At 57.3% G+C, this 26,447-nt stretch carries 27 protein-coding genes; 16 read left to right on the top strand and 11 right to left on the bottom strand.

Translation table 11 applies throughout. From position 1 onward, the window contains the following. The first annotated feature begins 61 nt into the window (after positions 1-61). Genes AC13C0_RS03800 through AC13C0_RS03785 form a run of 4 tightly spaced genes read left to right on the top strand, consistent with a single transcriptional unit; the run spans position 62 to position 3,611 of the window. Positions 62-1,891: a nitric oxide reductase activation protein NorD gene (locus AC13C0_RS03800; protein WP_482953976.1), complete on the top strand. Its 1,830-nt coding sequence runs from the start codon at positions 62-64 to the stop codon at positions 1,889-1,891. Between the two features lie 13 nt (positions 1,892-1,904). Then, positions 1,905-2,681 carry a CbbQ/NirQ/NorQ/GpvN family protein gene (locus AC13C0_RS03795; protein WP_117618204.1) on the top strand — a complete coding sequence of 259 codons (777 nt, stop codon included), beginning with the start codon at positions 1,905-1,907 and terminating at the stop codon, positions 2,679-2,681. Beyond that, positions 2,678-3,298, top strand: a complete 621-nt coding sequence (locus AC13C0_RS03790) for a cytochrome c oxidase subunit 3 family protein (RefSeq protein ID WP_482953975.1) — start codon at positions 2,678-2,680, stop codon at positions 3,296-3,298. Before AC13C0_RS03795 ends, AC13C0_RS03790 begins: the two co-directional genes overlap by 4 nt. A 4-nt stretch (positions 3,299-3,302) precedes the next feature. Next, on the top strand, positions 3,303-3,611 hold the full coding sequence (locus AC13C0_RS03785) for a cytochrome C oxidase subunit IV family protein (RefSeq protein ID WP_117618202.1): 309 nt from the start codon (positions 3,303-3,305) through the stop codon (positions 3,609-3,611). Here AC13C0_RS03785 and AC13C0_RS03780 read toward each other — a convergent pair. Together AC13C0_RS03780 and AC13C0_RS03775 are read right to left on the bottom strand one after the other, a co-directional pair. Beyond that, entirely contained in the window at positions 3,595-3,855 is a 261-nt protein-coding gene (locus AC13C0_RS03780; protein ID WP_117618201.1) for a cytochrome C oxidase subunit IV family protein, read from the bottom strand. The genes AC13C0_RS03785 and AC13C0_RS03780 overlap by 17 nt on opposite strands. Positions 3,856-3,879: 24 nt before the next feature. Beyond that, positions 3,880-4,644 carry a cytochrome c oxidase subunit 3 family protein gene (locus AC13C0_RS03775; RefSeq protein WP_227539488.1) on the bottom strand — a complete coding sequence of 255 codons (765 nt, stop codon included), beginning with the start codon at positions 4,642-4,644 and terminating at the stop codon, positions 3,880-3,882. Between the two features lie 363 nt (positions 4,645-5,007). On the opposite strand from AC13C0_RS03775, the gene AC13C0_RS03770 reads away from it, so the two are divergent. The 3 genes from AC13C0_RS03770 (at position 5,008) to selD (ending at position 8,339) form a co-directional block, all read left to right on the top strand. Next, positions 5,008-5,142, top strand: a complete 135-nt coding sequence (locus tag AC13C0_RS03770) for a hypothetical protein (protein ID WP_341582572.1) — start codon at positions 5,008-5,010, stop codon at positions 5,140-5,142. Positions 5,143-5,275: 133 nt separating this feature from the next. Further along, entirely contained in the window at positions 5,276-7,276 is a 2,001-nt protein-coding gene (locus tag AC13C0_RS03765; RefSeq protein ID WP_341582788.1) for a putative bifunctional diguanylate cyclase/phosphodiesterase, read from the top strand. Positions 7,277-7,301: 25 nt separating this feature from the next. Next, positions 7,302-8,339 carry a selenide, water dikinase SelD gene (gene selD / locus AC13C0_RS03760; RefSeq protein ID WP_341582570.1) on the top strand — a complete coding sequence of 346 codons (1,038 nt, stop codon included), beginning with the start codon at positions 7,302-7,304 and terminating at the stop codon, positions 8,337-8,339. On the opposite strand, the gene AC13C0_RS03755 is transcribed toward selD, so the two are convergent. The 9 genes from AC13C0_RS03755 to AC13C0_RS03715 all read right to left on the bottom strand — a co-directional run bounded on the left by AC13C0_RS03755 (position 8,329) and on the right by AC13C0_RS03715 (position 15,361). Further along, positions 8,329-8,691 carry a hypothetical protein gene (locus AC13C0_RS03755; protein ID WP_482953974.1) on the bottom strand — a complete coding sequence of 121 codons (363 nt, stop codon included), beginning with the start codon at positions 8,689-8,691 and terminating at the stop codon, positions 8,329-8,331. The two genes, selD and AC13C0_RS03755, sit on opposite strands and share 11 nt — an antisense overlap. Then, positions 8,684-9,775: a 3-phosphoserine/phosphohydroxythreonine transaminase gene (serC, locus tag AC13C0_RS03750; RefSeq protein WP_341582567.1), complete on the bottom strand. Its 1,092-nt coding sequence runs from the start codon at positions 9,773-9,775 to the stop codon at positions 8,684-8,686. Before serC ends, AC13C0_RS03755 begins: the two co-directional genes overlap by 8 nt. Beyond that, positions 9,775-10,281 carry a urate hydroxylase PuuD gene (locus AC13C0_RS03745; protein ID WP_341582566.1) on the bottom strand — a complete coding sequence of 169 codons (507 nt, stop codon included), beginning with the start codon at positions 10,279-10,281 and terminating at the stop codon, positions 9,775-9,777. The genes serC and AC13C0_RS03745 overlap by 1 nt, the downstream gene beginning before the upstream one ends. 105 nt (positions 10,282-10,386) lie before the next feature. Further along, on the bottom strand, positions 10,387-11,520 hold the full coding sequence (gene pqqE, locus AC13C0_RS03740; protein ID WP_341582564.1) for a pyrroloquinoline quinone biosynthesis protein PqqE: 1,134 nt from the start codon (positions 11,518-11,520) through the stop codon (positions 10,387-10,389). After that, positions 11,489-11,725: a pyrroloquinoline quinone biosynthesis peptide chaperone PqqD gene (gene pqqD, locus AC13C0_RS03735; protein WP_117620329.1), complete on the bottom strand. Its 237-nt coding sequence runs from the start codon at positions 11,723-11,725 to the stop codon at positions 11,489-11,491. Before pqqD ends, pqqE begins: the two co-directional genes overlap by 32 nt. A gap of 137 nt (positions 11,726-11,862) precedes the next feature. Beyond that, positions 11,863-11,937, bottom strand: a complete 75-nt coding sequence (gene pqqA, locus AC13C0_RS03730) for a pyrroloquinoline quinone precursor peptide PqqA (RefSeq protein ID WP_099617646.1) — start codon at positions 11,935-11,937, stop codon at positions 11,863-11,865. Positions 11,938-12,178: 241 nt separating this feature from the next. Next, positions 12,179-12,676, bottom strand: a complete 498-nt coding sequence (gene ubiT, locus AC13C0_RS03725) for a ubiquinone anaerobic biosynthesis accessory factor UbiT (RefSeq protein WP_117620328.1) — start codon at positions 12,674-12,676, stop codon at positions 12,179-12,181. 151 nt (positions 12,677-12,827) lie between these two features. Next, positions 12,828-13,484 (bottom strand): two-component system response regulator NarL, encoded by a 657-nt coding sequence (narL, locus tag AC13C0_RS03720; protein ID WP_117618194.1) that lies wholly within the window; start codon positions 13,482-13,484, stop codon positions 12,828-12,830. Between the two features lie 17 nt (positions 13,485-13,501). Next, a complete protein-coding gene (locus AC13C0_RS03715) occupies positions 13,502-15,361 on the bottom strand; it encodes a histidine kinase (RefSeq protein WP_341582563.1) in 1,860 nt (619 codons plus the stop codon). A 181-nt stretch (positions 15,362-15,542) separates the two neighbouring features. Here AC13C0_RS03715 and AC13C0_RS03710 point away from each other — a divergent pair, with 181 nt between their 5' ends. The 9 genes from AC13C0_RS03710 (at position 15,543) to AC13C0_RS03670 (ending at position 26,435) form a co-directional block, all read left to right on the top strand. Continuing rightward, entirely contained in the window at positions 15,543-16,811 is a 1,269-nt protein-coding gene (locus AC13C0_RS03710; RefSeq protein WP_117618192.1) for an MFS transporter, read from the top strand. 141 nt (positions 16,812-16,952) lie between these two features. Then, positions 16,953-20,696: a nitrate reductase subunit alpha gene (locus AC13C0_RS03705; protein ID WP_117618191.1), complete on the top strand. Its 3,744-nt coding sequence runs from the start codon at positions 16,953-16,955 to the stop codon at positions 20,694-20,696. Next, positions 20,693-22,267, top strand: coding sequence for a nitrate reductase subunit beta (gene narH / locus AC13C0_RS03700; RefSeq protein WP_117618190.1), 1,575 nt, complete (start codon positions 20,693-20,695; stop codon positions 22,265-22,267). Before AC13C0_RS03705 ends, narH begins: the two co-directional genes overlap by 4 nt. A 10-nt stretch (positions 22,268-22,277) precedes the next feature. After that, entirely contained in the window at positions 22,278-23,018 is a 741-nt protein-coding gene (narJ, locus tag AC13C0_RS03695; RefSeq protein WP_117618189.1) for a nitrate reductase molybdenum cofactor assembly chaperone, read from the top strand. A 23-nt stretch (positions 23,019-23,041) separates the two neighbouring features. Continuing rightward, on the top strand, positions 23,042-23,719 hold the full coding sequence (narI, locus tag AC13C0_RS03690) for a respiratory nitrate reductase subunit gamma (RefSeq protein ID WP_117620327.1): 678 nt from the start codon (positions 23,042-23,044) through the stop codon (positions 23,717-23,719). A 123-nt stretch (positions 23,720-23,842) separates the two neighbouring features. Next, positions 23,843-24,649 (top strand): peptidylprolyl isomerase, encoded by an 807-nt coding sequence (locus tag AC13C0_RS03685; protein WP_482953973.1) that lies wholly within the window; start codon positions 23,843-23,845, stop codon positions 24,647-24,649. A gap of 170 nt (positions 24,650-24,819) precedes the next feature. Then, a complete protein-coding gene (locus AC13C0_RS03680) occupies positions 24,820-25,569 on the top strand; it encodes a Crp/Fnr family transcriptional regulator (protein ID WP_482953972.1) in 750 nt (249 codons plus the stop codon). Between the two features lie 43 nt (positions 25,570-25,612). Further along, positions 25,613-25,999 carry a putative zinc-binding protein gene (locus AC13C0_RS03675; RefSeq protein WP_303287854.1) on the top strand — a complete coding sequence of 129 codons (387 nt, stop codon included), beginning with the start codon at positions 25,613-25,615 and terminating at the stop codon, positions 25,997-25,999. Between the two features lie 34 nt (positions 26,000-26,033). Further along, complete coding sequence (locus tag AC13C0_RS03670; protein ID WP_339750526.1) at positions 26,034-26,435, top strand: ribonucleotide reductase subunit alpha; 402 nt, start codon at positions 26,034-26,036, stop codon at positions 26,433-26,435. Positions 26,436-26,447: the final 12 nt, after the last annotated feature.

Genomic DNA, 26,447 nt, shown 5'->3' with positions numbered 1-26,447 from the left:
TGCGACCCGGTTTTTTGGGCGGGTTCGGGCGAGGGGTGGCCCACATACCCGGGGAGCAACTATGGAAGAATTTATCGGCAAGGTCTGGGATCGCTGGGTTACCCGGCAGGTGACCTCTGATTTTACCAGCGCATCGGTCAATCTCGCGGATCTGCAGGCAGAGCTTACGCTCTACTATCGGGCGCTGGGCGGCGCACCGGGCAAAACCCTGGAGCCTGCCGATACCCGAAAGGTCCGGCTCAGGCGAACAGGCATGCAGCGTGTCGCCGGCAGCCATCAGCGTTTTGCACTGCCTTGGCAGGATGACCGCAGTGTGCGTTTGCCGTCGTCACTGGCGGTATTTTCGTCCGCCCGGCTCAATACATCGCTCTATTACTGGCTGGTGGCGGTGGCCGCCCACTTGCCACAGGTACGCGACTGGTTTCGGGACAATCAGCAGGCCGTCCTGGCATTGACATCGTCTTATCCCGGCCTCAACAGGCAGTATAAGGAGCTTGTGGCCGAACTGATGGCATTGAGACCGTCAATTGAGAATCTTCCCGAGGATCTCCGGCGCCAGGAACTGGCGGTTGCCCAAGCATTGCGAAATCCGGGGCTTCGGGCTGATCTGCCATCATCGGCATTTGACTGCTTTCCAGTCTGGCTATGGTTGTACCCCACACCGCCGACCCTGTTCAGCGTACCGGTCAGCACGGCCGGATCCGGGCCGGAATCTGAAGCGGGAGAACGCTCGTCCGAACAACAAACCCTGCAGCAACGCAAACAGGCGCAGCGAATCGATGATGAGCATGAAACGGATGGCTTGCTGGTGTTTCTGCCCGACAGCCTCATGAGCTGGACCGAACAGATCAATCTTGATCGCTGTCAGGATGATGACAGCGATGATGATTTCGAGCAGATCGCCAATGACATCGACCTGATTACGGTTTCACGCCAGCGCAAAGCCAATGCGGCAAAGGTGAAGTTTGATCTGGATCTGCCAGCAGCGGAAAACGACGAACTGTGCCTGGGACCGGGAATCCGCTTACCGGAGTGGCACTACAAACAAGGGCGTTTACGGCCCGATGCCTGCCTCTTGCAACCGCTTCTGGCGGATGAAGCAGAGCCGGTCATGTTACCGGCACATCTCCGGCAGACCAGTGAGGAGGTCAAGCAGAAGTTTTCCCTGCTGGGACTACGGCGCACCCGGCTTCGGGGCCAGCCGGACGGCCAGGACCTCGACCTTGATGCCTGGCTTGATGACTTCAGCAGACCGCTCAGGGATACCGCCAGACAGAATTTTTTTCTCGATCAGCGCCAGACCCATCGTGATTTCTGCTGCCTGATCCTGGCGGACCTGTCCCTGTCGACCGAAGGTTACGTCAATGACGACTGCCAGGTGATTGATGTAATCCGCGACAGTCTGATGGTGCTGGCCGAAGGCCTGAACCAGACACGGGATGAGTTCGCTATCTATGGCTTCTCCTCCGTGCGCAACAGTCATGTCCGCTATCAGCTAATGAAGAACTTTGGTGAGCCGTACAGTGATCGGGTCCGTGGCCGTATTGCCCGAATCAAACCAGGTTTCTATACCCGTATGGGGGCCGCAATCCGGCAGTCCACCCGGATCCTGGAGATGCAGCCCCAGGCTCACCGTGTCCTGTTGTTGGTCAGTGACGGCAAGCCCAACGACCTGGATCAATACGAAGGGCGTTACGGGATTGAAGACACCCGACAGGCGATTATTGAAGCCCAACAACTGGGGATAACACCCTACTGCGTTACGGTGGATGAGCAGGGCAATGATTACCTGCCCTACCTATTTGGCCGCGATGGTTTTGCCGTAGTCAATGATCCCACCCAGCTCCCGAAAGTATTGCCCCGGATTTACCTGAACGTATCAACGCACTGATTTTGAGGTGGTCATGAATAGCCATAGTTATTACCAGGTTCAGAATGATGAATGTGAAATATTTCAATATGCGGTTCAGCATCGTTTGCCAGTGCTGATCAAAGGCCCGACAGGTTGCGGCAAGACACGCTTTGTTGAACATATGGCAGAACAGCTGGAACGCCCTCTTTATACCGTCTCCTGTCACGATGATCTGACCGCTGCGGATCTGTTGGGGCGACACCTCATTGGCCCCGAGGGAACCTATTGGCAGGACGGCCCGCTAACCCGGGCTGCTCGTGAGGGCGGGATCTGTTATCTCGATGAAATTATCGAGGCTCGCAAGGATACAACGGTTGCTTTGCATTCGCTGTCGGACCACCGGCGAACCGTTCACCTTGAACGCACCGGCGAAACCCTGACCGCTCATGACGACTTTATGCTAGTGGTCTCCTACAACCCTTCTTACCAGAATATGGTCAAGGGCCTGAAACCCAGCACCCGGCAACGGTTTGTTGCCATGAGTTTTGATTATCCGGAGCCCTCGGTTGAAGCTTCGATCATTGCCCATGAAGCAGGTATTGATGAGGCCACTGCCGGGCAACTCGTAAAACTGGCGACGGATATTCGCCGGCTGACTGATATCGATCTCACGGCAGCTGTCTCAACCCGCTTACTGATCTACGCCGGAAAGATGCTCAAAAGTGGCTGTCCCGCCCGAAAGGCCTGCCTGTATTGCTTGATCGAGCCACTGACGGATGAACCGACAACTCAGCAACCGCTGCTGAGGTTGGTCGACGCACACTTTTGACGGTTGGCAGAATGACGACATTTGAGCTTTTCAGATCAACCGGCCCTGATGTTGCCCGGACAAAGAGCCACACGCCGGGAAGTATCGCCGTATGGATTTTCATTTATGCGGAGCTGACGGAATTCGCTTTTTTCTTTCTCGCATTTCTGGTTGCCAAGTTTTACTTTCCAGAGGAATTCCGTGAAGGCCCCATACAGCTGAACACCCTGGCTGGCTTTCTTAATACCCTTGTGTTGCTCACGAGCAGCTTTTGTGTTGCCCGGGCGGTTCAGGCAATCAAACGGGGCGCACAACGCCAGACCGTGATTTGGTTACTTTGCACGGTCGGTGCCGGCGTGACCTATTGTCTGGTCAAGGCATGGGAATACCAGTGGAATGAAGCAAGAGGCATCACAGCCCGTACCAACTATTTTTTCGCTACTTATTACTATCTGATGTTCAATCACTTCCTTCATGTTGTCATCGGCACCTGTACCATCCTCGGCACCGCTGTATTGGCCGCCCTGGGTCATTATACCGTCGACTCTCACGACGGCCTGGAAGGGGCCGCCAGCTACTGGCACATGATTGATCTGGTCTGGATTCTCATTTTTCCCTTAATCTACGTCCTGAGATAAGTTCATGCTGCAAACACCACAGAACTACGACGCAGGAAGGAAGAAGTTGGACAGGACAAATCTGGTATGGCTGGGACTGGTCGGACTGACGCTACTTAGTGTTTTGGTTGGCGAGTCCGGCCCCCCTTCTGTCATGGCAACCTTTTTCATCTGCCTGATTGTTCTTCTTAAGGGACGTTGGATCATACGGGACTTTATGGGCCTGCGGCACGCTGCGCCGCTCACTCGCTGGATTATAACGGGTTATTTCTTTGTCATGACATCACTGGTCGGAATTTTCGTGGGCTACCTGCAATTCACAGCCACACAATAACTGCACCGATGATTGCGGGAACCACTATGACATAGCTGAGCAGGAGCCGGCGCCAGACAACTGGTGCGGTATTCAGACCCATAAAAATGTCGACAATACTCCGACCCTTGATGATCACGGCCAAAACGACGAACAGGATCATCATGGCCGGGTTCTCTACCCATTCGGAGACGGCCAGCGATAGAAGTGTCAGGGAGATGAGGATCAGCCAGGAATTGGTTGCCTTGATAGTCAGTGCACTCATTCAGCCACTCCGATGAATTCAACTCTAGTGGATTACGTAAATGATGGGGAAAAGTATGATCCAGACCAGGTCAACCATGTGCCAATATGAGGCTCCGGATTCGAAACCTGAATGTTCCCCCGTTGCATAAGCGCCCTGACGGGTGCGGTGGAGCATGTAACCCAGAATTACCATACCCAGGACAACGTGCATCAGGTGGAAAAACGTTATGAAAAAATAGAGTGTGTAGAACGTATTGGTCGACAGATCGTATCCGGCCTGGATCAGTTGCGAGTACTCCGAGAATTTTGTGATCAGATAGAACGTTGCTGCCATTAGCGCCGCCGCCAGAAACAGGCTACAGCGGGATTCATTTCCCTGCCGCAACCGGATTCCCGCCAGAGCGACAAAATAGCTGCTGGTAATCAGTGCCAGTGTACATATCAGGCCAGCCACTGGATGAAGCGAGGATTTCCCAGTCCCGAACATGGCGGGATAAAGGTTTTGCATGGTCGCGAAACTGATGAAGAAGATAGCAAATACGGTTAATTCCATGAGGATAAATAACCACATCGCAAAATCGCCCGGCAGTTCTTCGCTGACCGGCTCTCTGGTGACATTCGTCAGTAAGTGCTCGTGTACCATTTTGACAACCCGGCTAAGGACCTCAAATATTTCAGTGTTACAAACCAAAAGGGCTTTTCTCGCAGATGTATAAGCATTTTGTGTGCCACTGATTAAGTTGTTGTTAATTAGCCAAAAAAACAAGAGTTTTCGTTTCTCATGCCGGTGCCGTTGTTCTTTGGACACGGTTTTCCTGGTAACTGATGTCATCGCGACACTGTTCGCCAGGACGGAGCGGTTTTTGTGTCCTTATTGCCTCGGTTTTAAAAGCCGAAGGTTGTAATCCCAGTAGTTTTCCGATCTGGCTTAATATTTGCCTTAATGTTTGCTGGAGATCTCACAACGAACATTTCCAGGCAAAGCAACGGTCCATTCGGGTGAGGAAATAACGATGGTTTGCAAAAAACCGGAGCATATTAAAGACGGGGTCTGGGATCAGCACTTGAGGTGGCTGGATCTTATAAGTAATGAGTGTAAATCCAACCAACTAAAGCGGGGACGTGAAAAACGCAGAGAAGGGTCGAGAAGTCGGAACCCAGGTGACAAGAGTTGTTCTCATTTTCCCAGTGCATGAAAGAGTTGGTTCTTTACGTCGAAGACAGCAAGATAGACATTGTTTTTGATCCACCCTGGAGCTACGACAGCCTCGATGAGGAAGCTCGTCTGGAATTGGGGCTGATCTGAGCCGTTAATGGTGGCCAGCGTCGGCCCGGTAATAGTTGCCCTTCTGATATACAGCAAAGCCCGGGGCATTGTTTTGAACTAAACTGTCAGCTGTTGCCCTACTTTTGCAATCGGGAGCGCGTTAAAGGTGACAATGCCCTGGCAGAGCGAGACGGATGTCTTCGAGATCTTTCCCTGGAACCGTAACTTCGAGACGGGCCTGGAGGACATTGATGAGCAGCACCGGGTGCTGGTGAGTATTCTGAATCGTCTGGCGTGGCATTTTGCCTCAGGCAGTTCGGTTCTGGATGGTTTACACCTGCTTGATGAGCTTCTTGCCTATGCCTCCTACCATTTCAGATATGAGGAGGGCGTCTGGGAGAAAACTCTTGGCGGGACGGAGATGGCCCGGAATCACCACGACTCACACCAGATGTTTTTTGCCCGGATCCAGATGCTCCGGCAAAGCAAAGCGCCACAAGAAGATGTCCTGGCCGAGCTGTTTGATTATCTGACTCGCTGGCTTGCCTTTCACATCCTTGAATCAGACCGGCGCATGGCCCTGACTATAAAAGCCATGAAGGCAGGCAAGCCTTTGGAGGAGGCCCGAGAGCGGGTTGATTCTGAACTTAATGGTTCCGTATCCGTTCTTGTAACCGCATTGCTGGAGATTTACGGGAAACTCTCTGCCAGCACCATTCAACTGATGCGGGAAAAAATGGCCAGACACAAAGCTGAGGATGAGTTGCAGCGACTGCAGAGTGAGCGGTTGAACCGGGCTCTGGAGGACCAGGCAAGTGATCATCAGAAACAGGTGGAATTCCTGGCTTACGCAGACCCCCTTACCGGTTTGTGGAACCGTAATGGTATTACCCGGTTTATTCGGGAGCTGCTTGACCGTGGCGATCTGAAAAATGATTCCGCGGCGCTGGTTTCCATGGACCTGGACAACTTTCAAGAGATTAACGCGCGTTTCGGGGAAGAAACGGCCGACCGTATGCTGGGATTACTTGCCCGGCGCTGGCTGGATGCACTACCTCCCGATGCCGCTCTCGCCCGGATCGGTGGGGATGAGTTTGCCCTGCTTCTTCCGGATGCCAGTCAGGTGGAAATCAGGCTCCGTGCTCTGCAACTGACTGCTCGCCAGCCCTTCGATCTGGGAGGCGGCTCGGCGTTGGTGTCGTTTACTGCAGGAATTGTAGTGTTTCCTGATAATGAGCTTGGACATGTCGATGAAGATGCCGACATACTTCTGCGCCAGGCAGACCAGACGCTTTTCCGCGCCAAGCAGGAGCTCAAAGGAAACTGGCTGTTCCTGGATGTCGGGGAAAAGAAAGCGGACCGGTCCCGCCAGCGGCTTCTGTCGGACATCAGGAAGGGGCTTGAATACGGGCAGTTCAGGCTTTTATATCAGCCAAAAGTAAGCCTGAGGACCGGCGAGGTGAAAGGGGTTGAGGCGCTTATTCGCTGGCAGCATCCAGATATCGGTTTTCTATCCCCTGACGGTTTTTTGCCCGCGATTGAACACCATCCTTTGATGGTCGAGATAGGCGAGTGGGTTTTATTTGAAGCATTGACGCAGATGAGTATGTGGGACAGTCGGGGAATTCACATGAACATCAGTGTGAATGTGGCAGCAATCCAGTTGCAGGCACCGGGGTTCGCTGAGAGGCTCCGGGATATTCTGGGAAGGTTTCCCGATCTGGATCCCGCTCGCCTTGACCTGGAAATACTGGAATCGGCGACTCTGGGTGAGCTTGATAAAGTTGTGAGTATTATTGACGATTGCAGGCGACTGGGTGTCACTTTTTCACTGGATGACTTTGGTACCGGATATTCATCGCTTTCTTATCTCAAGCAGTTGCCCGTCCATGCCCTCAAGATAGACCGCGAATTCGTCAGTGGTGTGAACGATACTGAGGAGAATTATTCGATTTTGAGAGGGATCATCGGATTATCCCGGGTTTTTGGTAGAGAATTGATTGCAGAGGGCGTGGAAACCATAGAACAGGGTGAAATACTGCTAAGCCTGGGCTGTGAATTTGCCCAGGGCTACGCAATATCACCACCACTGGCCCGGGAAAAACTGGCGGACTGGCTTGCCGGCTGGAAGCCTTTTCCGCAATGGGCCGAAAGCCTGACGCTATCTCAATAGAAAACAGCCACAAAAGGACCCTGTTTTGTCAACGCGACTTACCGAATTCAGTCACGGAGCCGGCTGCGGCTGTAAAATTGCTCCGGATGTCCTGGACCGCATTCTTCACGCTACGACCCCCGATTATCACGACCCGCGACTTCTGGTCGGCAATGCCAGCCGGGATGATGCTGCCGTCTTGGATGTCGGTAATGGCCTGGGGATTATCAGTACCACGGATTTCTTTATGCCCGTGGTAGACGATGCCTATGATTTTGGCCGGATTGCGGCTGCAAACGCCATCAGTGATGTCTATGCCATGGGCGGAAAGCCATTGATGGCAATCGCGATACTGGGCTGGCCGGTAAACCAGTTGGCGCCGGAGATCGCCGCCCGGGTAATCGAAGGTGGGCAGGCGGTATGTGCGGACGCTGGAATCGCACTGGCCGGGGGGCACAGCATTGATTCGCCGGAACCGATCTTCGGGCTGGCCGTTACCGGTCAGGTGCCGGTGCATCGTGTTGTGCGTAACGATAGCGCCCGGCCCGGCGACCTGCTGTACCTTACCAAGCCACTTGGCGTGGGAATTTTGACCAGCGCGCTGAAAAAGCATCGGATTGACGAAGCCGATCTGGCGGTCGCCGTCGAAACCATGTGTACCCTTAATAAAGTGGGTGAGGTCTTCGCTTCCGTGGACGAGGTACATGCCATGACGGATGTTACCGGTTTTGGTCTTGCTGGCCACTTGCTGGAGGTCTGCCGTGGCAGTGGTGTTGGCGCTACCATTAACCGAAATTCAGTGCCGCAGATACCGAACCTCGCACGCTATATTGATTCGGACTGTATTCCCGGTGGCACCCATCGGAATGCTGCATCGTTGGGCGATGCCTTTGGGGGCCTGACAGAACTGGACAAGACGTTGTTGTTCGATCCCCAGACCAGTGGCGGCCTGCTGGTCTGTGTCGCCGAACGGGGCCGGGTCGGTTTTGAGAAAACGGCGAGGGAACACGGGCTGGCGCTCCATCCGTTCGGCCAGGTGCATGAGCGTGGCTCGGGGGAGTCGCTGGTTCGGGTTATTGACTGAATTTCCAGCCAATGTCAGGCCCTTCGAACACAAGCGCGTTGTGCAGTTGCACCAGATCGGCACCGGCACTGAGCCGGTCCAGATAGTTTTGGCGCGAACACACGCCGCCATTGGTCAGCAGAGCGGAACTTCCGTTGAGATGATGCTGGCAGGCTTCAATGGTCCGGCAGGTGCTCGCCTGAAGTTCAGGGTCCCGCCATTGGCGGTAATGGGCATCGGTGACTGGTTTTCCGAAGTCGAAGCTGATCAGGATGCCATCGACTTCCTGGCAAGCGAGGTAGGGAATGAGGTTGCAGGCCCTCAGGAAGGCCTGCTCCCGGGTAATGGTCGGTCTGGCAAGCAGGTTAGCCATGGCGCTGGCGGAAATGGGTCATGAAAGAGGCCAGAGCTGCGACTGCGGCATCCGGCTGGGCATTGTAGAGGCTGGCTCGAAGTCCTCCGGCGTGACTGTGCCCCGCCAGGTTCGCCAGCCCCATTGCGTCAGCCTCGCCAAGAAACCGCTGCTGCTGGTTTTCATCACGTGTGCCAAAACACACGTTCATGATGGAACGGTGCTCTGGTATTACCGGGCAGTAAAAGAAGTCGTCTTCGTCAATGATGCGATAAATTGTCTGGCTCTGGGCAATATTGTGGGAATGAAGAGTCTCGACCCCGCCTTGCTCCTCAATCCAGTCGAGCATCAGGTGAACCAGGTAAATGGCGAACATCAGGGGCGTATTGATGCGATTCTGGCGATCAATCAGTAACTGATAATTGAACACAGTCGGGGTTTCCGGTCGTGCCTGTCCCAGCAGATCCTCCCGTATAATGGCAATAACCAGGCCGGTGGGGCCCAGGTTTTTCTGGGTTCCCGCGTAAATCATGCCGTAACGTTCGATATCGACAGGGCGCGACAGGAACTCGGAGGTCATATCCGCGATCAGAGGGATATCGCCACAATCCGGGTCTCCGGGGAACTGGACACCATTTGCGGTCTCGTTGGGGGTTATGTGGCAATAGTGGATACTTTCATTCAGCGCCCATTCAGAAACGGCAGGCACACGGTCAAAACCACTGCCTCGGGTGCTGGCAACTACGTGGCTTCGGCCATACCGGCGTCCCTCCTCAAGTGCCCTTGCCGACCAATGGCCAGTTTCCACATAGCCGGCCATGGCCGTTGGCGGCAACAGGTTCAACGGAACCAGTGAGAATTGCGCCGATGCGCCGCCTTGCAGAAAAACCACCTGATAGCGGTCTGGCACTGCCAGGGCCGCCCTTACCTGGAGCCGGGTGGTGTCCAACAGGGCTTTGAATTCATCGCTGGTGAATGGCGCTTCCAGTAATGAGTAGCCCAGCCCCTGCCAATCGGCCAGGCTTGCCTGGGCCCGCGCCAGCACCTCTGGCGGCAAGGCGGCCGGCCCTGCGGCAAAGTTATAGACGCCTTCCTTGCGGCTCATCAGAACAGCGCCAGCCCGTGACTTCCGGCAGCCATAAAGAAAATCAGCGGGAAAGAGAGGATGGTGTTGGTTCGGGATGATAGAAATGTGATTCGTGAACAGTGGATCCGCTCTGTGGCCGGTGCCGGTACAAAACCCAGTACTTTCTTCTGATGGGGCCAGAGTACGAACCAGAGGTTCAGCACCATGATGATACCGATCCAGGCGCCGACTCCAATAACCGCATGGTGGCCCTGAAGCATCAGTACCTCAGCAAGAATGTCGCGATTCCAGAGCATGAGGGCGCCTGAGGCCAGAACTACCAGGGACGCGTACCGGAAAGTGCCGTGTTCCTGGTGCATGCGTCGGGTCAGATCGGATGATCGTGCGCCCCCCTCATCAGGATCAATGCGTAAGGGAATGAACCTTGGGGTCTTGACCACATTGGCGTAGTTATGGCCAACCCAGATCAACGCAAACACGATGTGGAGCCAGCGCAGGGCGATATCCATCAATGTCCAGGTCATGATAATCCCGCCTGAATATAGGCACCCGTTACCAGATAAAGCACAACGGTCAGGGCAATTCCCGTGGCGACTGTTCCCGCGAATGAATCGTGAGGTAACTTCATATCACACCTTCGTTGGTACCCAGCCCACATCGCGGGCAATAAGCTTTTTGTGGTCCTGCTTTGTTGCAAGTGCTCTGGTTACGGCTTCCTGGACGATGTGATGATGGGGTGATTTGCTGCAGGCTGGGTCTGCGTTGGCGGCATCGCCGGTCAGCAGCATGGCCTGGCAGCGACAACCACCGAAATCCAGCTCTCTTTCCGAGCAACTGTGACAGGGCTCTTTCATCCAATTGTCCCCCCGGTACAGGTTGAAACTCTCGGACTCGTGCCAGATCCAGTTGAGGTCATGATCGCGAACACCGGGAAAGTCGAGGCCGGGCAAGGAGCGCGCTTGTGAACAGGGCAGTACCACACCGTCCGGTGCGATGGTCAGGTGAATACTGCCCCAGCCATTCATGCATGCTTTGGGGCGGCCTTCGTAGTAGTCCGGTATAACAAAGAAAATGGTCATTTTGTCGCCGAGCTGCTTGCGGGCTTCGGCAACCTGGGCCTCTGCTGTCTCCAGCGCTTCTCGGGTGGGCATCAGTTGGTCCCGGTTCACCAGGGCCCAGTTGTAATACTGCACGTTAGCCAGTTCCAGATATTCAACGCCGATGTCGGCGGCCAGATCGATGATGTCCGGTACCTGGTGGATGTTAAGGCTGGATATCGGCATGTTAAGAACCATCGGAAAACCAAGGGCTTTGATCTCCCGGGCCATGTTGACTTTCTTTTCGTAGCAGTCGACACCCGCAAGCCAATGGGCCGTTTGTGGATCGCTCGACTGGAAACCGAGCTGGATATGGCGCAGACCGGCTTTTTTCAGGTTTTCCAGCCGCTTGCGGGTAAGGCCGATGCCGGATGTAATCAGATTGGTGTAATACCCCAGTTCGTTGGCTTCCGCCACCAGCTCTTCCAGATCCTTGCGGAGAGTGGGTTCGCCACCGGAGAAACCAATCTGCATGGCTCCCATCTTGCGGGCATCCTGAATCACGGTTTTCCATTCGGCGGTGGTCAGCTCATCCTGATGGTCATCGAGATCGGTCGGGTTGCTGCAAAATGCGCATTTGAGAGGGCACTTGTAGGTCAGTTCCAGAAGCAGCCACACGGGGTTGCCCTGGCCATCAAGATTGAGGTTGGATCCAGCCTTTGCCATGGCACACCTCCAGAAACTGGTGAACGCGGGGTTCGATGAATTCAGGTTGTTCGGAGAACAGTTTGGACAGTTGATGAACAATGTCGTCGACTGTGTTCGTTCCGTTACAGCGGGTCAGGATTTCGCCGGCCGTGGTGTTCAGCTTGACGATGCCTTCGGGGTACATCAGAACGTAGGCTTGCTGGGACTCTTCCCACCGGAACATGAATACCGGGGCGATGCGGAATCTGGACCGGCTGTTGTGATTGTTTGAATCAGCCACGGGTGCCTCACTGATGAAATGGTGCACATTCGGAAGCTGTTCCCGCAGCAGAGATTACTTACGGGAACAGAGTGGGACAGTTAGCGAACGTAAACGTAGGCTGTTACTTCAAAGCCCAATCTCAGGTCTTTGAAATCCGGGTCGGTCCACTTCATGGCAATCTCCAGTATATGTAATGAATGTTTATGGCCAGTGGTTTTTCTGGCTGCATTCACTTTAGGCTCCACGAAACAGATGGATAAATGGTACCTTTGGCCTAATTACCTGGCGCTTTGGTATTAATTATCCGGCTTCCTGGCGAAACAGCCAGGCGAGCCCGGAAAGCGTTAGTTCGGCCAGTTGTTATAGGTGTATTATTATTGATTGTTATCAAGAGAGGGCGGTGGCATTGCAGGGCTATTGTTGACTGAACAGAAACCGACGGATGGTGAAATTCCACTCCAGACTATCCAGCAGGTTTTTTAGCGCCAGCCCAAGCTCGGTGTCTCCTTCGATTATCAGGCGTCGCTGGAAAAACAGCTGGTCAGGATCTTGCCGACGCTCCGCCAGGGTTTTGAAGGCGGCTAATGAGCCCCGGATCGTCGCCTCGCCCGGACCATCGATCACTCGCAGACGGCCGGCCCAGAAGCCAATGGTGATGCCCGGTTGCCCGCCGCTCACTTCCAGCCGGATACGATGGCCTTCGAAGTCTTCAAATTCTCCGTCATTGATCGCTTGAGCAAACAGCCGATTGAGGGGCGCCTCGGCCGCCAACTGTTTGAGGGGCACCGGGATTCCGCGATCAATAGCGCCAAGCACCGGCGCGGGGGAGGGCAGGTATTCCCGGAGTACTGTCAGGGTCTGGTCAAGCAGTGGCAAGTGTGAGGGGAATGATGGCAACCTGGGCAGCAGCATGATCAGCTCCATGTTTGGTGACTGGAGCAGGGTAGATGAAAACCGGAGCCGGGACTTTGATATAACTCAGAAGTGCCTGGGATCAGATGAAAATGGGGTCAGATGAACTTTCATCTGACCCCATTTTCATCTGACCCCGGTGGAATGCCCCTCAGCGGTGCAGGCCTTCCTCTACCGCCCACACGGCAACTTCCACCCGTGAGCGCAGGTTCAGTTTTTTCAGCAGGTGCTTCACATGGACCTTGACGGTACCATCACTGATGTCCAGCTTGCGACCGATCATCTTGTTGGACAGGCCTTCGGCGATCAGGCGGAGAATGTCCTTTTCCCGGGGGGTCAGGCTGTCGAAATCCGGGCGCGATGCCTGTTGGGGTTTGTTGGAGCGCAGGGCCTCGGCTAACAGCGTAGTCAGGCGGTCACTGATAACCATCTTGCCGACGGCCGCCTGGTGAAGCTGGGCGATCATGTCTTCAGGCTCCATGTCCTTGAGAAGGTAGCCGTCCGCGCCGGCCCGCAGTGCCGCCACCACGTCGTCTTCCTGGTCCGAGACGGTAAACATCACAATACGGGAACTGATGTTCTGCTCACGCAGTTTTTTCAGGGCTTCAATGCCGTCCATTTCCGGCATGTTCAGGTCCATCAGAATCAGGTCCGGCTCCAGTTCAGTGGCCAGTCGAATGCCGTCGGCGGCATTGCTGGCCTCTCCGGCAACGACCATGTCGTCTTCCATTTCGATGAGCTGTTTGATGCCCTGGCGAAGAAGGGGGTGGTCGTCGATCAGCAGAATACTAGCGGGTGATTCAGACATCGGGTTCTCTCTTGTAATCAGGCGTTTGAAGCTTCTGTGGGAATCAGGTTCCGGCTTTTGGGCACAAATAATAGCGTGACTTCCACGCCGCCTTCATCCCGGTTTTGTACCTTGACCTGGCCACCCAGGGTTCTGGCGCGGTCCTGCATGATGATCAGTCCATAGTGATTGACCGGCTGGTCGCCGCCGGGCAAGCCCTTGCCATTGTCCCGGATTTGTACCCGGACCTGGGGGGATTCGAACAGCACATCGACGCTGATGTCGGTGGCATCTGCGTGTTTGACCGCATTGGCCAGGCTTTCCCGGACAATCTGCAGGGTGTGGATTTCCTCGTTCGGTGACAGGGTCTGGGGTGGCAGGTTGTATTGCAACTCCACCGGCTTGCCCAGCCGCACCGAAAATTCCTCGACGGTCTTTCGCAGTGCCGTGGCCAGGTCCGGCGTGTCCAGCTTCAGTCGGAAGGTGGCCAGCAACTCCCGCAGCTGGCGGTAGGCGCTGTTCAGGCCGGTGCTGAGTTCATCCAGAATGGCTTCGTGAACCGATTGCTGCTCGCCGTCGATGTTGAGGCGCCTCAGCCGGGCAACCTGCATTTTCAGGTAGGAGAGTGACTGGGCCAGGGAATCGTGCAGTTCCCGGGCGATCACGGTGCGCTCCTCAGCCAGGGTCTGTTGCTGTTCCTCGGTAATCTGCCGCTCCAGGAAAATGGCGGTGGCCAGTTGGTCGCTGAGGGTTTCCAGAAGCCGGCGGGCGGTTTTCGAGAGGCCTTCGTCGGCGGGGTACCAGACTTCCAGGGTGCCAAGCAGCTGGCCGGGGGTGCGTATCGGCAGCAGCAGCCGGCGCCCGTCGTTGTTTTCCAGGGGAAGTTCGTCATACACCTCAGGCGTGACCAGGCAGGCGTTGCAATGGTGGTCGTTGCAATAGAAGGGCCGCTCCTGGCTGGCCGTGGTGACAGCCTCCACCGGCTCCGAGGATTCCCTGTCATGGAGGTACAGGCGGATGGGCCCGATGCCGAGAAGCTGTTCCAGCTCCTGTAGCATGGGGATGGAGCCATGGCATAAATCGTGGTTGGCAAACAGGTCCCGGCTTGCTGAGTGGAGCAACTGCAGTGCCGCGTGGCTTTTTTCCAGTTCCTCGGTTTTCAGGCGGGCTCTTTCTTCCAGTTCGTAGTAGGTCAGCGCCAGCTCGCTGGTCATCTGGTCAAATGCCTGCCCGAGCTGGGCGAGTTCATCGGAGCCCCTCATATTGGTCTTCCTGGAGAAATCCTGGTCGCCCACGGCGATGGCTACACTGACCAGTTTGCGAAGTGGCCGGAGAATGCGGTTCTTGAGATCGATAAACAGCGCGACAATAATCAGGACGGAAAAGGCCAGGCTGATGATCTGGATCAGATGCAACAGATCGATCCGGGCTTCGGTGCGCTGTTCCAGCATGCTCACCAGCCGATCCACATCGTCAACGTACTTTTCGGTTGCAGTCAGCATGACACCCGTTACCGGGGTGCCCTGGGGGTGATCGTTCAGCGCGGGCCGCAGCACCTCTTCCCACGAATCCAGAATAGCCTGGTACTGGCTGGCCAGAGGGTGGTCCCGGGCCCCCGGAATGGTCCTGGTGATACCTGTGTCGGCCAGTTTTTCCCGGTAACGGTCAAGCATCTGCCCCATTGAGCCCGGTCCGGATTCCGCCGTTACCGGGCCGGCGCTTCGGGCGAGCAACTGGAAAGCCCCCATGCGAAGGGCGCCGGCCAGGTTAATGGCAGTGGCATTGCCCTCAATGCTCTTGGACACGGCAAGTGTGGTGGCCATGCTCACCAGCGCGGTCAGCACCACGGCGCCGACGACAAGGGCAATTCGGTTAACAAGTGGGCTTCTGGATTTCATGAGATCTCGCGCATCGGTGCGTCTGGCACGCCGGGGCGGATTATGCCCGGGCTTTGTGGTCCCTCATACCTCCTTGAGGATAGTCAATTACCCCAATAGTTGGTAACCCATCATAATCTTTGACCCTCCAGGGATCAAAGGATGAAACTGAAAGTCAGGTTTGTTTCACAGAGTGACATTAATGGAGTCAGAGGCGGATCGAGCAGATGACCGGCTGGCGTCACTGGCCGTCGTGCTGCCCTTGGCGGTGGCAGGCTTTGTCATTGCTGCCGGAAGCTGGACCCTGTTTGCGGTAGCTGGCGTGCACCTGCGCTCAGAGCTGAACCTCGGCAATCTCCAGTTCGGCTTCTTGCTGGCAATGCCTATGGCGGTCAGTGCCGCGTTGGCCATTCCTGCCGGGCTGGCAGCGCAGAAATTCGGCGCCCGCCGGATCATGTTGATCTGCCTGTCCGGGCTGGCCGCCTGCATGGCGATACTTCTGATCACCGATACCTTCCCGGGTTACCTCATCGCCGCTGGTGGGCTTGGGCTGGCCGGGGGCTATTACAGTGCCGGGTTGCAGTTCGTGACGCGCCATTGCGAGTCCTCGCGCCTCGGCCTGGTGCTGGGTGTGTTCGGCGCAGGCGTTATCGGTGCCGGCTTCAATTACTATCTGGTGCCGCTGGTCCATGAGGCTTTTTCCTGGCACGCGGTTCCACTGGCTTATCTTGTCGTGCTTGTCCTGGTTCTTGCGCTGCTGATCATGCTGACCGATCCGGAAGATGCGGCGGCGGACTCCGCCGCTGAAACATCTGTCAGGGTATTGTTGCAAAGAATGAGGCGAAAGCGGGCCGGACAACTGTGTGGCTACTTTGGCATTGTGGCTGGCAGCTTCTTTGCGCTGGCTCTCTGGTTGCCGGACTACCTGTCTGGCCAGTTTGAGCTGCCGGTGGACTCTGGCGCACGGCTGGCACAGTGGTTCGTTATTCCGGGTGCCCTGGCCCAGATTGCCGGGGGCGGGTTATCAGACCGGTTCGGCAGCGCCAGGGTTGTCAGCCGGGCGCTGGTGGTCTGTCTCATCGCATTGTTTGTGCTGTCGTACCCACCCATGACGCTGTTTATCCAGGGCGTCGACGCCACAATCCTGGTGAAATTCGCTCTGCCCATGCGGGTCGAGGGCGTGTTTGTGGTAACCCTGGGGCTGGCCATGGGTTGCACCATGGGCAGCCTGCAGAGGCTGGTTATTGTTGAAAATCGCACGGTGGCGGCATTTGTTGCCGGTTTGTTGCTGGTGAGCGCCTACTCCGTGGCCTTTGGCCTGCTGGTGATATTCAGTGGTGTTAACCACTGGCTGGGCATTCGCAGCGCCGTTTTCATGATTCTCTTCCTCCTGCTTGCCGGCTGCCTGTTCCTGTTTGCCCGTGAGAGCCGCCGGCACGAGCGTGAGAGCTTTCTCCACCGGGGGATATAAACCACCTACCACCAGGGTGGTAGAGGCGGGTTATGTGGTAGTAACCACGCAGATTTTGCGGTTTTTCTCACACACAATGGTCTCAAATCGGAGCTGAATCAGAGCAGCGATCCGGCAGACGGGCAGATGGAGAGAGAGACCATGAGTCATTTGATCGACAAACTGAACTACTTCAGGAAGAAGCGCGAGCCGTTCGCGAACGGCCACGGCGAAACCCACGACGTCAGCCGCGAGTGGGAAGACAGCTACCGCCAGCGCTGGCAGCATGACAAGATCGTGCGTTCCACCCACGGCGTTAACTGTACCGGCTCCTGCAGCTGGAAAATCTACGTCAAGAATGGCCTGGTCACCTGGGAGACCCAGCAGACCGACTACCCCCGCACCCGCCCGGATCTGCCCAATCACGAGCCCCGCGGCTGCCCCCGGGGCGCCAGCTACTCCTGGTACATGTACAGCGCCAACCGCCTGAAGTACCCGTTAATGCGCAAGCACCTGATGAAGCTCTGGCGTGCGGCGAAAATGCAACATAACGACCCTGTCGAAGCCTGGGCTTCCATTGTCGAAGACTCGAAAAAAACCGCTGAGTACAAGCCCCGCCGAGGCATGGGCGGCTTTGTGCGTTCGAGCTGGGATGAGGTCAACGAGCTGATTGGCGCCTCCAACGTCTACACCGCCAAAAAGCATGGCCCGGACCGCATCATCGGTTTCTCTCCGATTCCGGCCATGTCCATGGTGTCCTACGCCGCTGGCAGCCGCTACCTGTCCATGATTGGCGGCGTCTGCATGAGCTTCTATGACTGGTACTGCGACCTGCCGCCGGCCTCGCCGCAAACCTGGGGTGAGCAGACCGACGTGCCGGAATCCGCCGACTGGTACAACTCCGGCTACATCATCGCCTGGGGCTCCAACGTGCCCCAGACCCGGACGCCGGATGCCCACTTCTTCACCGAGGTGCGTTACAAGGGCACCAAGACCGTGGCCATCACCCCGGACTACGCCGAGGTCTCCAAGCTGTCCGACGAGTGGATGAACCCCAAGCAGGGCACCGACGCCGCGCTCGGTATGGCCATGGGCCACGTGATCCTGAAGGAATTTCACGTCGACAAGCCAAGCGAATACTTCACCGACTACGTGCGCCGCTACACCGACATGCCTTACCTGGTCATGCTGGACGAGAAGGACGATGGCAGCTTCGTGCCGGGCCGGTTTCTGCGCGCCAGCGATCTGGTGGATGGCCTGGGTGAAGCGAACAACCCCGAGTGGAAAACCATCGCCATTGATGAGGCGTCCGGTGAGCTGACCGCGCCGAATGGCTCGATCGGCTACCGCTGGGGTGAGAAGGGCAAATGGAACCTCAAGCAGACCGCCAACAGCGCCGACGTAAACCTGCAGCTGTCCATGGTGGAGAAACACGACGACGTCGTCGATGTGGCCTTCCCCTACTTCGGCGGCATCGAGCATGACCATTTCCAGCATGTTGAAATCAAGGACATCCTCAAGCACAAGCTGGGTACCCGCAAGGTGCAGCTGGCTGATGGAACCGAGGGTCGCGTGGTCACCGTCTACGACCTGATGGTGGCCAACTACGGCATCAGCCGTGGCCTGGGCGAGGATGACGGCGCCACCTCCTATGACGAAGTGAAGCCCTACACCCCGGCCTGGCAGGAAAAGATCACCGGCGTGCCTGCCGAAAAAGTGATTCGCATTGCCCGTGAGTTCGCCGACAACGCCGACAAGACCAAGGGCCGTTCCATGGTCATCGTCGGTGCCGGTATGAACCACTGGTACCACATGGACATGAACTACCGTGGCCTGATCAACATGCTGATCATGTGTGGCTGTATCGGCCAGAGCGGTGGCGGCTGGGCGCACTATGTTGGCCAGGAGAAACTGCGGCCGCAGACCGGCTGGCAGCCGCTGGCCTTTGGTCTGGACTGGCAGCGCCCGCCCCGGCACATGAACTCCACTTCCTTCTTCTACGCCCACTCCGGTCAGTGGCGTTACGAGAAGCTGGGTGTTGACGAAATCCTGTCGCCGCTGGCCGACAAGTCCAGATTCGGTGGCAGCCTGATCGACTACAACGTGCGCGCCGAGCGCATGGGCTGGCTGCCGTCTGCACCGCAGCTGAACCGCAACCCGCTGGGCATTGCCGCCGAAGCGGAAAAAGCCGGCATGGAAGTGTCGGATTACGTGGCCCAGTCCATGAAGGATGGCTCCCTGGCCTTTGCCAGTGAGGATCCGGAAGCACCCCAGAACCACCCGCGCAACATGTTCATCTGGCGCTCCAACCTGCTGGGCTCCTCCGGCAAGGGCCACGAGTACATGCTGAAGTACCTGCTGGGCACCAAGAGTGGCCTGCAGGGCAAGGATCTCGGCCACGAAGGCGGCGCCAAGCCGAAAGAGGTCAAATGGCATGACGAGGCGCCCGAGGGCAAGCTCGACCTGCTGGTGACCCTGGATTTCAGGATGTCCACCACCTGTCTGTATTCCGACATCGTGCTGCCGACGGCCACCTGGTACGAGAAGAACGACCTGAATACCTCAGACATGCACCCGTTCATTCACCCGCTCACCGCAGCCACTGATCCGGCCTGGGAAGCTCGCAGTGACTGGGAAATCTACAAGGGCATTGCCAAGGCCTTCTCCAAAGCGACCGAAGGTCATCTGGGCGTCGAGAAAGACGTGGTTACCCTGCCGCTGCTGCACGACGCGCCTGCGGAACTGGGCCAGCCCTTTGACGTGAAGGACTGGAAGCGGGGTGAGTGCGATCTGATCCCGGGCAAGACTGCACCCAACTTCATCACCGTTGAGCGGGATTACCCGAACACCTACGCACGCTTTACCTCCCTTGGGCCGTTGATGGACAAGCTGGGTAACGGTGGCAAGGGCATCAACTGGAACACCGAGAAAGAAGTGAAGTTCCTGGGTGACCTGAACTACAAGCATGTGGAAGGTGCCAACGCTGGCCGTCCGAAGATCGAAAGCGCCATTGATGCCGCGGAAGTGATCCTGACCCTGGCGCCGGAAACCAACGGCCAGGTGGCGGTGAAAGCCTGGGCTGCGCTGTCTGAGATGACCGGCCTGGACCACACCCATCTGGCGAAGAACAAGGAAGAGGAAAAAATCCGCTTCCGGGACATCGTGGCGCAGCCGCGCAAGATCATCTCCAGCCCCACCTGGTCTGGCCTGGAAGATGAACACGTGTCCTACAACGCCGGCTACACCAACGTCCACGAGCTGATCCCCTGGCGCACCCTGACCGGTCGCCAGCAGTTCTACCAGGACCACGAGTGGATGCGGGCCTTCGGCGAGAGCCTGTTGGTCTACCGTCCGCCCATTAACACCAAGACGGTCAGCAGTATGTTGAACCAGCGCAGTAACGGCAACGCCGAGAAAGCGCTGAACTGGATCACGCCGCACCAGAAGTGGGGTATCCACAGCACCTACAGCGACAACCTGCTGATGCTGACCCTCTCCCGCGGTGGCCCGATCGTGTGGCTGAGCGAGGACGATGCGAAGGAACTGAACATCGAGGATAACGACTGGATCGAGCTGTTCAACGCCAACGGCGCCATTGCGGCCCGGGCTGTGGTCAGCCAGCGGGTGATGCCGGGCATGGTGATGATGTATCACGCCCAGGAGCGGATTGTGAACATTCCGGGCTCGGAGATCACCGGTACCCGGGGCGGCATCCACAACTCGGTCACCCGGGTGTGTCCGAAGCCGACCCATATGATCGGCGGTTACGCCCAGTACTCCTACGGCTTCAACTACTACGGCACCGTAGGCTCGAACCGCGACGAATTCGTGGTGGTGCGCAAGATGCACAACGTCGACTGGCTCGACGGTGAAGGCAATGACACTGTTCAGGAGGCTGTAAAATGAAAATCCGTTCCCAAGTCGGCATGGTGCTGAACCTGGACAAGTGCATTGGTTGCCACACCTGTTCAGTCACCTGCAAAAACGTATGGACCAGCCGGGAAGGCATGGAGTACGCCTGGTTTAACAACGTCGAAACCAAGCCCGGTATCGGCTACCCGAAAGAGTGGGAGAACCAGGACAAGTGGAAAGGCGGCTGGATGCGCGACAGCTCCGGCAAGATCCGCCCGAAGATCGGTGGCCGCTTCCGGGTGCTGGCAAACATCTTCGCCAATCCGGACCTGCCGGAAATTGACGACTACTACGAGCCGTTCGATTTCGATTACCAGCACCTGCACACCGCGGGCGACAGCAAACACCAGCCGATAGCCCGGCCCCGATCGCTGATCTCCGGTCAGCGCATGCAGAAAATCGAGTGGGGCCCGAACTGGGAAGAAATCCTGGGTACCGAGTTCGCCAAGCGCCGCAAGGACAAGAACTTTGACCAGGTCCAGGCAGACATCTACGGCCAGTTCGAAAACACCTTCATGATGTACCTGCCGCGCCTGTGCGAGCACTGCCTGAACCCGGCCTGTGTTGCCAGCTGCCCAAGTGGTGCCATCTACAAGCGGGAAGAGGACGGCATCGTCCTGATCGACCAGGACAAGTGCCGCGGCTGGCGGATGTGTGTCTCCGGTTGCCCGTACAAGAAGATCTACTTCAACTGGAAAACCGGCAAGTCCGAGAAGTGCATCTTCTGCTACCCGCGTATCGAAGCCGGTATGCCGACCGTGTGTTCCGAGACCTGCGTAGGCCGTATCCGTTACCTGGGCGTGCTGCTGTACGATGCCGACCGCATCGAGGAAGTGGCCAGCGCCCCGGGCGAGCACGAGTTGTACGAAAAGCAGCTGGAAATCTTCCTGGACCCGTTCGATCCGGAAGTGATCAAGCAGGCGAAGAAAGACGGCATCCCCATGAACGTGATCGAAGCGGCCCAGCAGAGCCCGGTCTACAAGATGGCGGTGGACTGGAAGCTGGCCCTGCCGCTGCACCCGGAATACCGCACCCTGCCCATGGTCTGGTACGTGCCGCCCCTGAGCCCGATCCAGTCAGCCGCGGAAGCCGGCAAGGTCGAGTTTGACGGCGTATTACCGAAGATCGAAAGCCTGCGGATTCCGGTTAAGTACCTGGCTAACCTGCTCACCGCCGGTGACGAGAAGCCGATCGTCCGGGCCCTCAAGCGGATCATGGCCATGCGCCTGTACAAGCGGGCAGAAACCGTGGACGGCAAGGAAGACCTGCGCGCCCTGGAGGAAGCGGGACTGACCAAGGCCCAGGCCGATGAAATGTACCGCTACCTGGCGATTGCCAACTACGAGGACCGCTTCGTGATCCCCACCAGCCACCGCGAGCTGGCCAAAGAGGCCTTCCCGGATGCCACCGCCTACGGCGAGCGCAATGGCTGCGGCTTCAGCTTCGGCGACGGCTGCAACGGTGACAGCGAATTCAACATGTTCGGTGGCCGCAAGCAGACCACCAGCATGGTCCAGAAGCTGACAACCGTGAAACAGATCGATCCGAAGCAGCTGCAGGAATAAGGAGGCCGAGATGCAACTTTTAAAAGTAATGGCACGGGTTCTTGAGTACCCCACCGAAGAGCTCCAGGCCTCCAGAGACGCCCTGGTGGCCGCTGTCCTTGAGGACAGCCGGCTGCCCCGGCAGAACAAGGAGCAACTGCTCCGTTGCGTGGAAATGCTGTGCGACGGCGACCTGCTGGATCTGCAGGAGGCCTACGTGGGCACCTTCGACAAGGGGCGGGCAACGTCCCTGCTGCTGTTCGAACACGTGCACGGCGAATCCCGCGACCGTGGCCAGGCCATGGTGGACCTGATGGAGCAATACCGCACCAATGGTCTGGAGATCGACGCCAGGGAACTGCCGGACTACCTGCCGTTGTTCCTGGAGTACCTCTCCACCCGCCCTTGGGATGAAATCCGCAACTGGCTGGAGGACATCCACCACATCCTGGGCTTGCTGGGTGAGCGCCTGTATCAACGTGAGAGCTTCTATCACGTGGTGATGGATTCCCTGCTGATGCTGTCTGGCCGCAAGGCCAACCGCCAGGAGCTGGCCCGGATCGTGGCCTCGGAAGAGCGTGACGACACCCCGGAAGCCCTGGATAAAGTCTGGGAAGAGGAAATGGTGAAGTTCGTCGATGACCAGGGCGGTTCCTGCAGCACTGGCGGCGTTGTAGGCCAGCGCCGCCGCGAACTGGAACAGACCCAGACCATTCACCTGAGTGATCAGCTGATGACGGATGCCATACCCCGTCAGGCAGGGCGCGCCTGAGGGCGCAGGAGGAAACGAAAATGATGTCCTATCTGAATACACTGATTTTCGGGATTTACCCGTACATCGCCCTGGCTGTGCTTGTTATCGGTACCTGGGCGCGTTATGACCAGGGCCAGTTTACCTGGAGAGCCCAGTCCAGCCAGATGCTGCGCAAGAAAAATATGGTAATCGCCAGCGTGCTGTTCCATGTTGGCGTACTGGTGATCTTCTTCGGCCACCTTGTGGGCCTGCTCACCCCGCACTGGGCCTACGAGTGGATCATCACCCCGGGCCAGAAGCAGGTTATGGCCATTGTGGTCGGCGGCATCGCTGGCGTCATGGCCATCATCGGTGGTGGCATGCTGGCCTGGCGCCGGCTGACCGACCCCCGTGTGAAGGCCAGCAGCTCATTCGCGGACAACATGATCATCGTAATCCTGATCATCCAGCTGGCGCTCGGCCTGCTGACCATCCTGCCCACCCTGGGCCACCTGGATGGCAGCACCATGCTCAAGTTCTCCGCCTGGGCCCAGGGCATCTTCACGCTGCAGGGCGGCGTGGCGGACTACATTGCCGACGTGCACTGGATCTACAAGACCCACATCTTCCTGGGCCTGACCATCTTCGTGCTGTTCCCGTTCACCCGCCTGGTGCACATGCTGAGCGTGCCGGTGGAGTATTTCGGACGCAAGTACCAGGTGGTGCGCAAGCGGGCCTGAAGTACTGAAAACGGGGTCAGATGAAGGCGTTCCAAACCTGGGGTCAGATGAACGCCTTCATCTGACCCCAACTTCACTAGCGGAACGCCTTCATCTGACCCCAACTTCACTGAGGTTAACACCATGCAACTGATCCCCGTCGGCGAAGCCGAAAAACCCAGAAACCAGTTCCCGCCGGTGACCGTGGGTGAAACCCTCATCGGCGAAGACGACATTGCCCGGGAAATGCAGCACCATCCGGCCGAAGAAGTCGCCGAAGCCTGGCATGAAGCCGCCAGGAGCCTCGTCATCCGCGAACTCCTGCTGCAACAGGCCGGCCGGCTCAAGCTCGGCGACATCGCCGACGAGGAAGACCGCATCGCCCGCGTGCTGGAACTGGAACTCAACGTCCCGGACCCCACTGAACAGGACTGCGAACGCTTTTACGCCGCCAACCCGGCCCGCTTCTGCAGCCCGACCCTGATGGCCGTCAGCCACATCCTCCTCGCCGCCGCCCCGGACGATGTTCAGGAACGCATCCGCCAGGAAGAAGCCGGCCACCAACTGCTGTCATCACTCATCGACGGCCGTTCCCAGTTCGCCGATCTGGCCAAACAATACTCCGCCTGCGAATCCCGCCACCAGGGCGGCAGCCTCGGCCAGATCAGCAAAGGCCAGACGGTGGAAGAATTCGAACGCCCCGTCCTGTCCCTCCAGGAAGGCCTCAACCCCGAACTGATCGAAACCCGCTACGGCTGGCACATCGTCCGCGTCGACCAACGCATTGACGGCGAGCAGCTGCCCTACGAGCACGTGAAGCCCCAGATCCGGCAGTACCTGAGCGAAAGCGTGACCAGAAGAGCGTTCCGCCAGTACCTGCAGGTTCTGGCTGCTGAAACTGGTGTAGAAGGTGTCGATCTGGAACTTCCAGACTCTCCCCTGATGCAGTAAAAGGCGCAAGCCCAAACGCCAAGCTGGCTAAAAATGAAAATCTTTGAGTTAGATCAATTACTCCCGAATAATCCCCCTATTACCCCCATGGGGGGAGCGATTTTTAACCAGTATCCCTCTACTATTAAAACATGATTTTGGATGCATAAATATGCAGAGGGGATACACCAATGGCACTCACACAAACAGCCGAAACCCGCTACACCAAACCCGTTCTCGTTGCTGTGAACAAACCCTTTGACGACGAAGGTGGCCTGAAGGCCCTGCGCAGTCATCCAATGTTTTCGGAGCTCAGTGGCAAGGATCTGCAGCACCTGATCCAGCAGTCCCGCAGACTGCGCCTGGGGCATCATCAGTTACTGTATCGCCAGGACATGCCGGCCCATCACTTTTTCTTCGTTATCTCCGGCCGCCTGCGCCTGTACCGCCTGGACTCCTCGGGAATTGACCGTACCCTCGACAGTATAGCCCCTGGTGACTGCATTGCCGAAGTCATGATCTACGCCGACCCGCCTCGGTACGCCTGTTACGCCGAAGCCCTTAAATCCAGCGAAGTGCTGATGATTCCCATACATGCCTACCAGGACCTGCTTGAGAGCAACCTTCGGTATGCCCGGGCAGCCCTCCGCCATTATGCCAAACGGGCTGTCTCCCGGTTCCACGACCTGGAGATCATGACTGTCCAGAACGCCCGTGACCGGTTGATCCGTTACCTGATTGATCTGTTGCCAAACGGCCCGGAAGAGGGCGGTGAGGTAGAGTTGCCATTACCCAAATGTCTGGTTGCTTCCAGGCTGGCCATGCAGCCGGAGACCTTCTCCCGGATTCTGGCCGACCTGAAATCCAACGGACTGGTGCGGGTTAATCGCAGCCGACTGTTCATTTCAGACCCCCGACGACTGATCGAGATCAGCCAGTAAACGACTTCATTCAAGCCTCCGGGCGCTTGGGAAAGGAGGGCAGGTGACAGCGAGAAAGCAACGCCCACTGGTCTATTCATGTTCCGGTTGCTCCGATGTGGCACAGTTGGCCAACAATGTGGCGGTGCGGCTCGACCACGCCGGTGAATTTGAAATGTCCTGTATTTCCGGGGTGGGTGGCAAGGTGCCGTCACTGGTGAAAACCGCCCGCTCCGGTCGCCCGATTACGGTGATTGATGGCTGCCCGCTGCATTGTGCCCGGGCCTGTCTTGAAAACATCGGTGTTGAACCTGATGAGCACGTGAGGCTCTACGAGTTCGGATTCAAAAAACACTACGGCCAGAGTTACGGCGCTGACGCCGTGGAAGAGGTGTGTGAGGAAGTTCGCAGGCGCACGCCGTCCGGCCAGCTCATTGCCCGCCAGACGTAAATCGCCGCGGCCAGATACCAGCAGGATTTTCCAAATGATCAGCAGTTACAGTGACCTGATTCAGGCTTCCCGCAACCAGCAAGAAGCCCAGCGCCTGTTATTCGTATTTTGCCGGGCCGAACTGCCCGACGACGCCTCCGCTGAACAAAAGGCCGCGTTTGAACGCGGTGAGGGCGGTGCCCTGACACCGGTCATCTGTGTGGACAAGACGCCGGATGAGGCGCCCGATTTCGGGGCCCTTGCCGAAGAGTCCCGCGCCACCGGCCAGGCCTGGGATCTGGTGTTTGTCGCTGCCATGTCCGGCCGCGGCGGCATGGCGCCGTCTACCGACGAAGCGCAGCAGCCGTTGACCATGATGGTGGAATCCATCCGCCTTGGCCAGGTTAGTCATTACCTCCCCCTCGATCCGCAGGGAAACGCTGTCAGCCTGGGCTGACGGCGCTTAACC

This window comes from Marinobacter sp. B-21 (genome assembly GCF_056857895.1).
The sequence above is the reverse complement of the archived record's forward strand: the minus strand, read 5'-3'. Positions and strand labels throughout refer to the sequence as shown.

Bases quoted from the DNA above. Each gene is read 5' to 3' on its own strand.
- AC13C0_RS03800 (WP_482953976.1), top strand. From the start codon at position 62: ATGGAAGAATTTATCGGCAAGGTCTGGGATCGCTGGGTTACCCGGCAG.
- AC13C0_RS03795 (WP_117618204.1), top strand. From the start codon at position 1,905: ATGAATAGCCATAGTTATTACCAGGTTCAGAATGATGAATGTGAAATA.
- AC13C0_RS03785 (WP_117618202.1), top strand. From the start codon at position 3,303: ATGCTGCAAACACCACAGAACTACGACGCAGGAAGGAAGAAGTTGGAC.
- AC13C0_RS03780 (WP_117618201.1), bottom strand. From the start codon at position 3,855: ATGAGTGCACTGACTATCAAGGCAACCAATTCCTGGCTGATCCTCATC.
- AC13C0_RS03765 (WP_341582788.1), top strand. From the start codon at position 5,276: ATGCCCTGGCAGAGCGAGACGGATGTCTTCGAGATCTTTCCCTGGAAC.
- AC13C0_RS03755 (WP_482953974.1), bottom strand. From the start codon at position 8,691: ATGGCTAACCTGCTTGCCAGACCGACCATTACCCGGGAGCAGGCCTTC.
- serC (WP_341582567.1), bottom strand. From the start codon at position 9,775: ATGAGCCGCAAGGAAGGCGTCTATAACTTTGCCGCAGGGCCGGCCGCC.
- AC13C0_RS03745 (WP_341582566.1), bottom strand. From the start codon at position 10,281: ATGACCTGGACATTGATGGATATCGCCCTGCGCTGGCTCCACATCGTG.
- pqqE (WP_341582564.1), bottom strand. From the start codon at position 11,520: ATGGCAAAGGCTGGATCCAACCTCAATCTTGATGGCCAGGGCAACCCC.
- pqqD (WP_117620329.1), bottom strand. From the start codon at position 11,725: ATGTTCCGGTGGGAAGAGTCCCAGCAAGCCTACGTTCTGATGTACCCC.
- ubiT (WP_117620328.1), bottom strand. From the start codon at position 12,676: ATGCTGCTGCCCAGGTTGCCATCATTCCCCTCACACTTGCCACTGCTT.
- narL (WP_117618194.1), bottom strand. From the start codon at position 13,484: ATGTCTGAATCACCCGCTAGTATTCTGCTGATCGACGACCACCCCCTT.
- AC13C0_RS03715 (WP_341582563.1), bottom strand. From the start codon at position 15,361: ATGAAATCCAGAAGCCCACTTGTTAACCGAATTGCCCTTGTCGTCGGC.
- AC13C0_RS03710 (WP_117618192.1), top strand. From the start codon at position 15,543: ATGGAGTCAGAGGCGGATCGAGCAGATGACCGGCTGGCGTCACTGGCC.
- AC13C0_RS03705 (WP_117618191.1), top strand. From the start codon at position 16,953: ATGAGTCATTTGATCGACAAACTGAACTACTTCAGGAAGAAGCGCGAG.
- narH (WP_117618190.1), top strand. From the start codon at position 20,693: ATGAAAATCCGTTCCCAAGTCGGCATGGTGCTGAACCTGGACAAGTGC.
- narJ (WP_117618189.1), top strand. From the start codon at position 22,278: ATGCAACTTTTAAAAGTAATGGCACGGGTTCTTGAGTACCCCACCGAA.
- narI (WP_117620327.1), top strand. From the start codon at position 23,042: ATGTCCTATCTGAATACACTGATTTTCGGGATTTACCCGTACATCGCC.
- AC13C0_RS03685 (WP_482953973.1), top strand. From the start codon at position 23,843: ATGCAACTGATCCCCGTCGGCGAAGCCGAAAAACCCAGAAACCAGTTC.
- AC13C0_RS03680 (WP_482953972.1), top strand. From the start codon at position 24,820: ATGGCACTCACACAAACAGCCGAAACCCGCTACACCAAACCCGTTCTC.
- AC13C0_RS03670 (WP_339750526.1), top strand. From the start codon at position 26,034: ATGATCAGCAGTTACAGTGACCTGATTCAGGCTTCCCGCAACCAGCAA.